Genomic DNA, 12,320 nt, shown 5'->3' with positions numbered 1-12,320 from the left:
CCATCGCACGGCGCGACCCGATTCTCCTCCGTGTTCGGCACCAGGAGACGCTGAGATGACCCGGCATCGTGGACGCGGCATGGCGTCGATCAACTACCCCATCGGCATGAATCTCGGCGGCGATCCGAGCCAGGCGCTGGTGCATTCCAACCCGAGCGGCAAGTTCACCGTGGCGCTGTCGTCGATCGACCTTGGCCAGGGCATGAAATCTGTGACGCGGCAGATCTGCGCGGAGACGCTTGGCGTGCCGGTCGAGGACGTCTATGTCGACACCGCGGATTCCGATACCGGCCCGCACTGCATGGGCTCGTTCGCCTCGCGCGGCACCCATCGCGTCGGCAATGCCGTGATGGCCGCAGCCCGCGAGGCGCGCGGCGTGATGATGGAGGCCGCCGCCGAGGAGCTCGAGGTCAACGCCGCCGATCTCGAAACCGACGGTCGCGGCAACATCCACGTCAAGGGCGCCCCGCACCGCTCGATCTCGACAAAGGACGTGGCCATTGCTGCGCAGTTCAAGCAGGGCAAGACCATCTCGGGCCGCGGCATCTTTCTCGTGCCGCTGTCGGATGTCGATCCTGAAACCGGCGAGATGTCGCCGGCGACCTGCTATGCCCATGCCTGCCTTGTCGCCGAGGTCGAGGTGGACGATGAGACCGGCGAGGTCGCGATGGTCCGGATGGACTCGGCTTACGAGCTCGGCCGTGCGCTCAATCCGCGCCTCGTCGAGCAGCAGCTGGTCGGCGGCGCTTGGATGGGCGTCAGCCACGCCCTCTACGAGACGCCGGAGCCGTACTATCCCGATCCCGTCCACGGGCCCCGCGACTTCGTCGAATATCTGATGCCCGGTCCCGGCGACATCTGTCCGCATGATATCGCCGTGCTGGAGCGCCCCGCCCCTGACGGTCCGTTCGGGGGAAAAGGCCCTGGCGAGATGTGCGCCAATCCGGTACTGCCGGCGGTGGCGAATGCGATCTTCAACGCGGTGGGCGTTCGCATCGACGACCTGCCGATCACGCCGGAAAAGGTGCTGCGGGCGATCAAGGCGCAGGGCGGCGCGCGGCCGCAGGCGCGGCGTTAGAGGATCGGCCGTGGCGGTTCGCAGCAACATCGTCGGCATCGACAGCCCGGAGGCGCTGGAGCGGGCGCTGCGGGCGGCCTATTATCTCGCCGACGAAGGGCTCGCGACCGCCGCCTATCTCGGCCTCGCGCTCGGCAAGCCGCTGCTGCTCGAAGGCGCGCCCGGCGTCGGCAAGACGGAGGCCGCCAAAGCCATCGCCGCCGTGCTCGGCCGCCGCCTGATCCGCCTGCAATGCTACGAGGGCATCGACGCCTCTGCCGCGCTCTATGAGTGGAACTATCCACGCCAGATGCTGGCGATCCGTCAGGCCGGCGACGAGAGCATCGACATCTATGGCGAGACGTTCTTGATCGAGCGGCCGATGCTGGCGGCGCTGCGCGCACCTGATTCCACCGTGCTCCTGATCGATGAAATCGACCGCGCCGACCAGGAGTTCGAGGCCTTCCTGCTCGAATTCCTCTCCGACTTCCAGATCTCAATTCCCGAGCGTGGCACGGTCCGCGCGGCCGAGCGGCCGGTGGTCGTGCTCACCTCGAACCGGACCCGCGATCTGCACGAAGCCTTGCGCCGCCGCTGCGTCTATCACTGGATCGATTATCCGACGGCGGAGCGCGAGGCACGCATCATCATGATGCGCGCCTCCAGCGTCGCCGAAGCCACGGCCCGCGCCGTCGTCGCGGCCGTCGAGAGATTGCGGCGCGAACCGCTGAGCAAGGCCCCCGGGATCGCCGAAGCCGTCGACTGGGCCGAGGCCGCGACCCTCCTCAACAAGGGCGGCGCGCGCTGGCCTGATGCCTTCAAACGCTCGATCGGCGTCGCGCTGAAGGACGAAGAGGACCTGCACTTCATCGCGCCGCGGCTCGATGCCATGCTCGCGGAGGCGACCGCATGAGCATCGAGCCGCAGCTCCCGCGCGCTGCCCGCACCTTTGTTTCCTTCGTCGCCCTGCTGCGCGCCAACGGCTTCGCCGTCGCGCCGGAGCAGACCACCGCGTTCCTCGCGGCGATTGCGCTGCTCGGACCGCGCAAGCTCGAGGACATCAAGCAATCTGCGCTCGCCACCCTAGCCCCTCCGCCCGAGCGCCGCGCCACCTTCGATCGGCTGTTCGACCTGCATTTCCGCGGCAGCGAGGCGATCGAGCGTGCCGACGACGGCGAGGACGACGAGACCGTCCGTCTGCAGGAGGAAGGTCGCGGCGACGAGGAGCCCCTGCTCTCCGACGAGGCCAACGAGTCCGGCCTGACTGCATCGCGCACTGAGGCGCTGGTCGAGCGCCGCTTCGTGCAGCTATCCACGACCGATGCCCTCCGACGCCTGGCACGCGAGGCGCCGCGGCGCCTGCCACGGCGGCGCGGGCACCGCCGCATGCGGGCGCGCCGCGGCCCCTTTGCCGACCTCCGCCGCACCTTGCGCGACAGCGTCCGCAGCGACGGCGAGATCCTGCGGCTCGGCCACATGAAACGGCGGCAACGGCCGCGCAAGGTGTTACTGCTGATCGACGTCTCCGGCTCGATGAAAAGCCGCACCGAGGAGAATATGAAGCTTGCGCATACGCTGGTGCAGGCCGCGCCCAATGTCGAGGTCTTCACCTTCGGCACGCGTCTGACCCGTGTCACCCGCGCGCTGCGGCTGAAACGGCGCGAGCAGGCGCTGAGCGCCGCGGCACATCTGGTCAGCGACTGGGACGGCGGCACTCGGATCGGCGACGCGCTGCAAGCGTTCCTGGCGGTCCCGCGGTTCGGCGGCTACGCCCGCGGCGCCGCTGTGATCATCGTCTCCGACGGGCTCGAGCGCGGCGAGCCGGACGCCCTCCGCGACGCCGTCGCGAAACTGTCGCGGCGGGCGTGGCGGCTGAGCTGGCTGACGCCGCTCGCGACAGGCCCCGCGTTCCGTCCGCAGACAGAAGCGCTGGTCGCGATCGAACGCTTCGTCGACGATCTCGTGGACGGCGGGTCGAGCGCCTCGATCGTCGCCCACGTCCTGGCACTGGGAAGGAGAGCTGCGTGAACGATATTGTCGACGGCCATCATCACATCTGGCGGCAGGCCGACCTGCCCTGGCTGACCGGCCCCATGCAGCCCCGCATCTTCGGACCGTACGAGCCGATCCGGCGCGATTATCCGATCCAGGAATATCTCGACGATCTCAAGGACAGCAGCGTCACCCGTTCCGTCTATGTGCAGACCAACTGGGCGCCCGAGCATTTCGAGGAGGAGACCGCCTGGGTGCAGCGCACCTCCGACGAGCATGGCTGGCCGCACGGCATCGTCGCTTACGCCAATTTTGCGGCCGAGGACGTCCGTCCGCAGCTCGACCGCCTCAAGCGTTATCCGCTGCTGCGCGGGGTGCGCATGCAGCTGCATTGGCACGAGAACCCGCTCTATCGCTTCGCGGCGCGTCCGGATCTCTGCGCCGACCCGACGATCCGTCGCAATGTCGCACGTCTTTCCGATTACGGCTGGAGCTTCGATTTGCAGGTGTTCACGCCGCAGATGCCGGATGCTGCGCAGCTGGCCGAATCCTGTCCCGGCGTGACCTTCATCCTCCAGCATGCCGGCATGCTCGAGGATCTCTCGCCGGCTGGACGGGCGGCCTGGCGCGCCGGGATGGCCCGGCTCGCGAGTTGTCCGAACGTGGTCTCGAAACTATCCGGGCTCGGCACCTTCATCCATCGCAACGATCCCGCGCATATCGCCGCCGTGCTCACCGATACCGTCGCGATCTTCGGCGCCGAGCGCTGCCTGTTCGGCTCCAATTTTCCGATCGAGAAATTGTGGACCAGTTATCGCGAGCTCGTCGCAGCCTTTCGCGGCGCCGCCGCCCCGTTCAGTGCGGAGCAGCAGGATGCGATCTTCAGGACGACGGCGACGCGCGTCTATCGGCTTTGACAGACAAGAAACGAGACGGGAGGGAAACGAATGGCGCTGGAGATCAAGATCCTGGACTACGGCGATATCGAGCTGGAATCGAGCTTCCTGGTGCTCGGCCGCGACTGCGGCCGCACCCGCCGCGTCCTCACGCTCGGCTTTTTGATCCTCGGTGGCAAATATCCTGTTGTCGTCGACACCGGCTATCGCTCCAACCAGATCATGGAGACGCTGGGCATGCGCGGGCTCCAGTATCATGAGAACATGATCGAGAACCAGCTCGCGCGCCACGGCGTTCGCATGGGCGACGTTCGCTTCGTCTGCCACACGCATTTGCATATCGACCATGCCGGCAAGGACGACCTGTTTCCGATGAACACGACCGTCGTGCTCAACCGCAAGGAGCTCGAATATTCCGTCTCCGGCCTGATGCATCCGCAATATCCCGCGCCAGACATCAAGCACCTGATCGACCGGCTGCATACCAAGAGCGCGCTGCGCTTCCTGGACCTCGAGATCACCGGGCCGATCGAGCTGATGCCCGGCGTCTATTGCGATGCCGCCAACGCGCACACCGAGGGCTCGATGAACATCATCGTCGAGACCGCCGACGGCATCGCCACCATCTGCGGCGACGTGATCTACGACTTCAACGACCAGATCGTCACGCCCTTCCATGAGATCCACGATTGGGAGCCGCGTACCACCGGCAACCATGGCACCACCAAGCGCGCGGAAAAGGCGGCGATCAAAAAGCTGCTGAGCAGCTCGCGCTACCTGCTCCCGGTCCACGACCGTCCCGCCAAGATCGAAGGCGGCAATGTCGTGGGGCGTCTGCACGATCAAGTCCCTGGCCCGATCGTGCAGTCGCTGCCCGAGCGCAACTGGTTCCCGGCTTGACGTTGTCGAGGATCGACCGATGACGCATGTGACGTTGCGAAGCGAGTTCGAAACCCTGATCGACCCCTATGCGCCGGTTGCACAGATCGGCACTGGCTTCGACTTCACGGAAGGGCCGATCTGGCATCCGGTCGATCATTATCTGCTGTTCTCGGACATGCCGGCCGACGTGCGGCGGCGCTGGGATGCGCGGCGCGGCGTCGTCGAGGTCAAACGCCCGTCGAACAAATGCAACGGCATGACCTATGACGCCGAGCTCAATTTGATCGTCTGCGAGCACGCAACCTCGTCGCTGATCCGCGAACGCCCGGACGGACGGCGTGAGGTCCTGGCCTCGCATTTCGGCGGCCAGGAGCTCAACAGCCCGAACGACGTCTGCGTGCACTCATCCGGCGCGATCTATTTCTCCGATCCATGGTATGGCCGCATGCCGGTCTATGGCGTCGAACGGCCGCGCCAGCTCGGCTTCCAGGGCGTCTATCGCGTGGTGCCGGGCGGCGAGCCGAAGCTCGTGGTCGAGCGCAGCCTGTTCGACCAGCCGAACGGGCTATGCTTCTCGCCGGACGAGAGGCTGCTTTATGTCAACGACACGGTGCAAGCGCTGATCCGCGTGTTCGACGTCAACAGCGACGGCTCGCTGTCCAATGCGCGCGTGTTCGCCAGCGGCATCAAGTCCGAGCTCGAGCCTGGCTTGCCCGACGGCATGAAATGCGATCAGCACGGCAATGTCTGGGTCACCGCCCCCGGCGGCGTCTGGGTCTATTCGCCGCGCGGCGAACTGCTCGGCAAGGTCCGCGTGCCGGAGCTGGTCGCCAACCTCGCCTGGGGCGGGCCGGATTTCCGCACGCTCTATCTCACCTCGACGCACTCGGTGTATGCGATCCCGACCCGGGTCGGCCCGCGGCATGAGCCCTATATGAGCGGCAGGCGCACTGGTGGCGGAGCAAGCTCGAGCTCGTCGCCAGCCGCGCCTATTCTGAGCGAAGGCGAGATGCGGCTCGATCCGCAACGCTGCGCCATGATCATCCAGGATCTCCAGAACGACGTCATCATGGACGGCGGGGCTTTCTCCGAGTCCGGCGCGCCGGGTCATGCCAAGCAGCAGCATGTCGTGGAGAATGTGCGGCGCCTGGCGGAAGCCGCACGCGCCCGCGGCGTCACCATCATCCATGTCTGGTTCGTGGTCGAGCCCGGCGCGCCCGGCGTCACACTGAACGCTCCGCTGTTCGAAGGTCTCGTCGACAGCAAGGCGATGGTGCGCGGAAGCTGGGGCGCGGCTCCCGTTTCAGGTCTCGAGCCACGGCCCGGCGATTTCGTGGTCGAGAAGATGCGGATGAGCGCCTGGGAAGGCACGCGGCTGGAGACGATCCTGAAAGCGACCGGTCGCGACATGATCATCAATACCGGCGCCTGGACCAACATGTCGATCGAGCACACGGCGCGGACCGGCGCCGACAAGGGCTATTTCATCATCGTGCCCGAGGATTGCTGCTCGACCATGAATGCCGACTGGCACAACGCCTCGATCAACTTTGCCATGCAGAACGTCGCGGTCGTGACCAGAGCCGACGCCGTGATCCGAGCGCTGGGATGAGCTGTGGCAAAGCTCCTGCACTTGTCCTGCTCGCCGCGCGCCGAGGCCGAATCGACGGCCGGCGCGCGGGTCTTTCTCGATGGCTTCCGCCAGGCCCGGCCGGATTGGGACATTGATGTCGTGGACATCTGGCGTGAGCGGATGCCGGAATTCACCGGTCCGATCGTCGAAGCCAAATACGCCCGCATGAAGGCTCAGGCCTTCACCGATGCGCAGCGCGACAGCTTTGCCGAGGCCGAGCGAATGGCGCTGCGCTTCTCGCTCGCCGACCGGGTGCTGATCTCGACCCCGATGTGGAACTTCGGCCTTCCCTACAAGCTCAAGCAGTGGTTCGACATCATCGTCCAGCCCGGCCTCACCTTTCGGTTTGATCCGTCGCAGGGATATCTACCGCTGCTCAAGGACCGGCCGACGCTGGTGATCATCGCCAGCGGCAGCGATTTTGCCACCGGCATGAACCGCGGCCGCATCGACATGGCAACGCCCTACTTACGGGAGATCCTGCGCTTCATCGGGATCAGCAATGTCCGCTTCGTGCTGATCGGTCCAACCACGGGACCGCAAGCGCCGATCGATGCTGCCCGCGAACGGGCCCATCAAAGGCTCGCTGCAATGGCCGCGACGTTCTGAAGCGCTTTGGCGGCGAGTCGAGCCGGATCAGATCAGGCTCGACTTGCCCCGGCTCAGCACCTGGCCTCCGCCTTTGGCGCCGACGATCCGGCCCTCGCTGCAGACCACCTCTCCCCTCGCGATCGTCGTCACCGGCCATCCCGTAACCTCGAAACCTTCCCAGGGCGTGTAATCCGCGCCGTGATGCAGATCGGCCTGCCGGATCGGCTTCTTCAACTTGGGATCCCAGAGAACGATGTCGGCATCGAAGCCGACGCCGATCGAGCCCTTCCGGGGATAGAGACCGTAGATGCGGGCGTGGTTGGTCGCGGTCAGCTCGACGAACTTCTGCAGGGTGATGCGGCCCTTCGAGACGCCTTCGGAGAACAGGATCGGCAGCCGCGTCTCGACGCCGGGGATGCCGTTCGGCACCCAGCGGAACGAGGTACGGGCGTTCGGCGTCAGCTTGCCCTTGGGATCATCGTAGCGGAACGGGCAGTGATCGGACGAGAAGGTCTGGAACACGCCCGACGTAATGCCCTCCCAGATCGCCTCCTGGCTCTCGACATCGCGCGGCGGCGGCGAGCAGACGTATTTCGCGCCCGTAATGTCCATGTTGAGGCCCTTCATGTCGTCGGCCGTCAGCGTGATGTATTGCGGGCAGGTCTCGGCATGAACGGGCAGACCGCGCTGCTGCGCCCAGCGTACCTGCTCCATCGCCTCGCGTCCGGAGACGTGCACGATCATGATGGGAACGCCGATCACCTCGGCATGGCTGATGGCCCGGTGCGTCGCCTCGCGCTCGACCGCCTGCGGCCGCGAGGTGCCGTGATAATACGGCGCGATATGACCTTCGCGCTCCAGCTTGCTGGTCAGGAAACGGATGGCGTCGTAGCCCTCGCAATGGACCATGACCAGCGCCTCCTCGCGGCGCGCGACCTCGAACACTTCGAGCAGCTGCTTGTCGCTGAGCACGAGGTCGTCATAGGTCATGAACACCTTGAACGAGGTGTAGCCGTCCTTGACCAGCGCCGGCAGCTCCTGCCCGAGCACCACGGCAGTCGGATCGGAGATGATGAGATGGAAGGCCGTATCGATGTAGCACTCACCTTCGGCGAGCTTGCGATAGTTCTCGACACAGCTGCGCAGCGAGGTGCCCTTCTCCTGCAGCGCGAAGGGCAGCACCATGGTGTTGCCGCCGGCTGCGGCTGCGCGCGTCGCCGAGGCAAAATCGTCGGCCATCACCACGTCGGGGCCCGAGGGCTGGGAAATATGGACGTGGCTGTCGATGCCGCCCGGCAGCGCCAATAGGCCCGACGCATCGATCTCGCGCGCTGCGCCCGCGATGCTATCGGCGATGCTGACGATGCGGCCGTCGCGAATTCCGATATCAGCGCGAAACTCGTCGCTGGCCGTCACGATGGTGCCGCCGCGGATGGCGAGGTCGAGCTGCGTCACTGATGTCTCCGTCACCTGATATTTGGCATTGTCTGGAAGATCCGTCCCCATTGCGCAAGGGCCGTCACATCGCCGCCGGCGAGGCAGAGGGTCCGCCACAGCGTCACCGCGACCGAATCGAGCACGGCGATATCCAGCTCCCGCTCCAGCGTAGCCGCAAGCGCCGCACCATCGAGATTGGTGCAGAGGATGACGATCGCGTCAGCCCCCTCCGCCGCTACGGCGCGGATCATATCCGTGATCGTCGACGGCGTGACCTCGCCGAAGGAAAAGTTGTCACGCAAGCCGAGATGCCGCTCGGCATGCGGGGTGATCCCCTCCCCGGCCCAGACCTCTGCGATGCGCCGCTGCACGTCGTCGGTATAGGGCGAGACCAGGCCGACTTGCCTGGCGCCGAGCGCGCGGGCGGCATCGATGCAGGCCAGGGTCGATGTCGTTGCCGGCACATTTGTGCGGGCCGTGATCGCCTCGCATAGGCTGCGGTCGCGGCCGATGCCGAGCCAGCTTGCGGACGTGCCGTTCCAGGCGATCGCATCGACCTTGGCATCGGCCAGCAAATCCGCGGCCGGAAGCATCACGGATGCGTCGAACTGGCTCAGCGCGGCGGCATCGAGTGCGATCTCGGTGACGCGGAAGCGAGAGAAATGCGCGGTGACGCCGGAGACACCGGCCAGCATGGCGCTGGTGACGGGCTCGAGCACCGAGTTGGAGGACGGCGTGATCATCCCAAGGCGTTTGCGCATGGCTGACATCGATCACGATTGCTCCGTTGCTCCAAGGTCACCGGCTCCCTCGAAACGATCATCGGCATCCCCGGCGCTGTGCGCAACCCGCAATTTGCATACTGCATACAATTTGTTCGATATGCATTTGTTTTGCGCCACATACGTCGCCTATTTGAGCATCGCGTTCGGCTCGGTGTGGCTAGGATGAGTTGCAAGCAGGAAGCCTCGCGTGCAGCAGAAATCCGAACTGAACCCGGGACGAAAGTCGCCCAAGCTCAAGCGGATGGGCCTGCATGAGCGCGCCGCCGCGCGGATGCGGACGATGATCATTCGCGGCGAGCTGCCGCCGGGCTCGCAGACTCAGGAGACCAAGCTGTCGAAGGAGCTCGGCGTGTCGCGCACGCCCTTGCGCGAGGCGATGAAGGTGCTGGCGGCGGAGGGCTTGATCGAGCTGCGTCCGAACCGCAGCCCGCGCATTGCCGATATCGCGGTCGACGGCATCTCGGAATTGTTCGAGGCGCTCGCCGGGATCGAGCGGCTCGCCGCCGAGCTCGCCGCGGAACGCGCCACCGAGCGCGATCTCGTCCGCCTGCGCACGCTGCAGACCCGGATGGAGGGTCATCACCGCAGCGGCAAGCTCGACGATTATTTCGCGATCAACGGCGAAATCCACAACGCCATCGTCCGCATGGCCCGCAACACCCCGCTCCGCGAGGCGCACGAGACGCTGATCTTCCGCGCCGAGCGTGCGCGCTATCTCGCGCTCGGTGCCGACAGGCGCTGGAGCAATTCGGTCGACGAGCACGCCGACATCCTGGCCGCCCTCGAAGCGCGCGACGGCGAAGCGGCCGGCCGCCTGCTCGGCGCGCACGTTGCGCGCACCGGCACGGCACTGCTGGAAGTTCTCGCCGCCTCTCAGGCCAAGCGGCCGGCGGCGTGATCATGAAGCTGCTCCTGCTCAACCCAAATACCAGCACCGAGGTCACGCAGCTGATGCTGGGCGTCGGGCGGCGCGCCGCCTCAAAAGGCACCGAGCTGATCCCCTGCACCGCGACCCGCGGCGTGCCCTATATCGCCACGCGCACCGAAGCGCAGATCGGCGGCGCCATCGCGCTGGAGATGCTTGCCGAGCAGCACAAAAAGGTCGACGCCGCGATCATCGCGGCCTTCGGCGATCCCGGCCTGTTCGCCGCGCGCGAGACCTTCGACATTCCCGTGATCGGCATGGCGGAAGCCGCGATGCTGACCGCGTGCATGGCCGGACGCCGCTTTGCCATCGTCACCTTCGCGCAGGCGCTGGGGCCCTGGTACGAGGAATGCGTCCGCGCCCATGGGCTGTGGGAGCGCTGCGCCGGCATCCGCATGCTGGATACGCCGTTTCAGGCGATCTCCGAGGTCGGCACCGAGAAGGAAGACATGCTGGTCGAGCTCGCCCGGCGCGCCATCGTCGAGGACGAGGCCGATGTGCTGATCTTTGCCGGCGCCCCGCTCTCGGGCTTTGCCGAGCGCGTCGCCGAGCGGATCCCCGTCCCCGTGGTCGATCAGGTCATAGCTTCAGTGAAGCAGGCCGAGGCGCTGCATGCGCTGCGTTTGCACAAGGCCGTGGCCGGCACCTTCCGCCGCCCCGCCGCCAAGCCGACCATCGGCCTTGCCGATGCGCTCGCCGCGCGGCTCGAGCATCGCGACAGCTGATCAGAGAGGCGGCCGGCGATGCGAAAAACCCAGTTCGTTCTCGAGCACGCGGCCGAAGGCAAACAAGCGGGATTCGCATCCCGGCGGCGCGATGATCTGGATGCCGAAGGGCAGCTCATTCTCCCCGCACGGCACCGGCAGCGTCAGCACCGGGAAGCCGACCAGCGACACGATGAAGGTCACGGCGAGATAGTCGATCGGCGTCTCCAGCGCGGCCCCATCGATGGCCGTGACGTCGGCGATTTCATTCGGCCAGGGCAAGATGGACGCGGCCGGCGCGACCAGGAAGTCGGCGCGATTGAACAGCTGGCGAAAGCTGCGGTAGATCGCGGTGCGGCGCCGCTCGGCGTCGAGGTAGTCCTGCACGGACAGGTTTGCACCGGCTTCGATATTCCAGATCACGGTCGGCGTGAGCTCCGCACGCCGCGTTCTCAGCAACTCGCCGTAAGCGTTGGCGATGTGCGCGGCGCGCAAGGTGCGGAAGGCTTCGATCGCCCCGCCGCAATCCGGCGAGGACGGCACGACATCGGCGACACGCGCGAGCGCCTCGCACGCCGCCGCGAAGCGGGCACGAGCCTCGCGCGCAACGGGCGCCACACCGAAATCGGGCGTGACCGCAATCCGGGCACGGTCGGGGACTGGTCGATCATCATCGGTACTGCCGAGCGAGAGCGGATCATGCGGATCGCTTCCGGCGCAGACCGACAACGCGAGTTCGAGATCATCGACACCGCGGGCGAGGAAGCCGTGGGTCGCCAGCATGTCCCAGCCGAGCGGCCGGCGCGGCAATGCAATGCGGCCGGGTGTCGGCCGGATCGAGGCGACACCACAGAAGCTGGCGGGCGTGCGCACCGAGCCGCCGAAATCGGTGCCGTGCGCCAGCGGCACCATGCCGGATGCGACCGCGACGGCAGAGCCGCCGGACGATCCGCCGGAGGTCAGCGCCGGATCGAAGGGGTTGCGTGTCGGCCCGCACAATCTGTTGGTGCAGACCGCGCCGAAGCCGAACTCCGGCGTGTTGGTTTTGCCCAGAATGATCGCGCCGGCACGCCGCAGCCGCGCCACGACGAGATCATCCTCGGCCGGGACGTGATCGCCGAACAGCAGGGATCCGTAAGTCGTCGCAAGTCCCGCAGTGTCAGTGAGGTCCTTGATCGCAATGGGCACGCCGTGCAGCGGGCCCATCGGCGCAGAGGCGGCATCGCACATCTGCGCTGCACGGCGGGCGCCATCCGCATCCACCGTCACGAATGCCGCCAATCGGCTGTCGAGGCTCGCAATCCGCGCCAGATGCGCTTCGACGGCCTGGCGGGAGGACACTTCGCCCCTCGCAATGGCGCGCGCGAGCTCTGTCGCCGTGAGGTCGCATATCGATCGATCCGATGTCATGGGGTCAC

Annotated in this window: 12 protein-coding genes; 9 read left to right on the top strand and 3 right to left on the bottom strand. The window is 66.5% G+C overall.

Annotation, left to right across the window (positions count from 1 at the left end; translation table 11 throughout):
- Nucleotides 1–55: 55 nt before the first annotated feature.
- Genes I6F24_RS36620 through I6F24_RS36590 form a run of 7 tightly spaced genes read left to right on the top strand, consistent with a single transcriptional unit; the run spans nucleotide 56 to nucleotide 7,069 of the window.
- Nucleotides 56–1,078: a molybdopterin cofactor-binding domain-containing protein gene (locus I6F24_RS36620; protein ID WP_036023767.1), complete on the top strand. Its 1,023-nt coding sequence runs from the start codon at nucleotides 56–58 to the stop codon at nucleotides 1,076–1,078.
- Nucleotides 1,079–1,088: 10 nt separating this feature from the next.
- A complete protein-coding gene (locus I6F24_RS36615) occupies nucleotides 1,089–1,970 on the top strand; it encodes a MoxR family ATPase (protein ID WP_036023765.1) in 882 nt (293 codons plus the stop codon).
- On the top strand, nucleotides 1,967–3,085 hold the full coding sequence (locus I6F24_RS36610; protein WP_036023762.1) for a VWA domain-containing protein: 1,119 nt from the start codon (nucleotides 1,967–1,969) through the stop codon (nucleotides 3,083–3,085). Before I6F24_RS36615 ends, I6F24_RS36610 begins: the two co-directional genes overlap by 4 nt.
- Nucleotides 3,082–3,966 carry an amidohydrolase family protein gene (locus tag I6F24_RS36605; RefSeq protein WP_036023759.1) on the top strand — a complete coding sequence of 295 codons (885 nt, stop codon included), beginning with the start codon at nucleotides 3,082–3,084 and terminating at the stop codon, nucleotides 3,964–3,966. The genes I6F24_RS36610 and I6F24_RS36605 overlap by 4 nt, the downstream gene beginning before the upstream one ends.
- Before the next feature lie 30 nt (nucleotides 3,967–3,996).
- Nucleotides 3,997–4,845: an MBL fold metallo-hydrolase gene (locus I6F24_RS36600; protein ID WP_036023756.1), complete on the top strand. Its 849-nt coding sequence runs from the start codon at nucleotides 3,997–3,999 to the stop codon at nucleotides 4,843–4,845.
- A 19-nt stretch (nucleotides 4,846–4,864) separates the two neighbouring features.
- A complete protein-coding gene (locus I6F24_RS36595) occupies nucleotides 4,865–6,439 on the top strand; it encodes an isochorismatase family protein (protein WP_225149412.1) in 1,575 nt (524 codons plus the stop codon).
- Between the two features lie 3 nt (nucleotides 6,440–6,442).
- The gene (locus I6F24_RS36590) at nucleotides 6,443–7,069 is read left to right on the top strand and encodes an NAD(P)H-dependent oxidoreductase (RefSeq protein ID WP_036013316.1); all 627 of its coding nucleotides are present in this window, start codon (nucleotides 6,443–6,445) and stop codon (nucleotides 7,067–7,069) included.
- Nucleotides 7,070–7,096: 27 nt separating this feature from the next.
- Here the strand turns inward: I6F24_RS36590 and hydA are convergent, their stop codons facing one another.
- Both hydA and I6F24_RS36580 read right to left on the bottom strand, forming a co-directional pair.
- Nucleotides 7,097–8,557, bottom strand: coding sequence for a dihydropyrimidinase (gene hydA, locus I6F24_RS36585; protein WP_225149411.1), 1,461 nt, complete (start codon nucleotides 8,555–8,557; stop codon nucleotides 7,097–7,099).
- The gene (locus tag I6F24_RS36580; RefSeq protein ID WP_225149410.1) at nucleotides 8,518–9,258 is read right to left on the bottom strand and encodes an aspartate/glutamate racemase family protein; all 741 of its coding nucleotides are present in this window, start codon (nucleotides 9,256–9,258) and stop codon (nucleotides 8,518–8,520) included. The genes hydA and I6F24_RS36580 overlap by 40 nt, the downstream gene beginning before the upstream one ends.
- Before the next feature lie 202 nt (nucleotides 9,259–9,460).
- Between I6F24_RS36580 and I6F24_RS36575 the strand changes: the two genes are divergently transcribed.
- Complete coding sequence (locus tag I6F24_RS36575; RefSeq protein ID WP_225149409.1) at nucleotides 9,461–10,171, top strand: GntR family transcriptional regulator; 711 nt, start codon at nucleotides 9,461–9,463, stop codon at nucleotides 10,169–10,171.
- Nucleotides 10,172–10,173: 2 nt separating this feature from the next.
- Nucleotides 10,174–10,923: an aspartate/glutamate racemase family protein gene (locus I6F24_RS36570; RefSeq protein WP_225149408.1), complete on the top strand. Its 750-nt coding sequence runs from the start codon at nucleotides 10,174–10,176 to the stop codon at nucleotides 10,921–10,923.
- Here the strand turns inward: I6F24_RS36570 and I6F24_RS36565 are convergent, their stop codons facing one another.
- The gene (locus I6F24_RS36565; RefSeq protein WP_225149407.1) at nucleotides 10,924–12,312 is read right to left on the bottom strand and encodes an amidase family protein; all 1,389 of its coding nucleotides are present in this window, start codon (nucleotides 12,310–12,312) and stop codon (nucleotides 10,924–10,926) included.
- Between the last annotated feature and the right edge of the window lie 8 nt (nucleotides 12,313–12,320).

Source organism: Bradyrhizobium sp. BRP23, assembly GCF_020194135.1.
Taxonomy (GTDB): Bacteria; Pseudomonadota; Alphaproteobacteria; order Rhizobiales; family Xanthobacteraceae; genus Bradyrhizobium; species Bradyrhizobium yuanmingense.
Note: the sequence above shows the minus strand (reverse complement) of the source record. Positions and strands in the feature narration are given on the sequence as shown.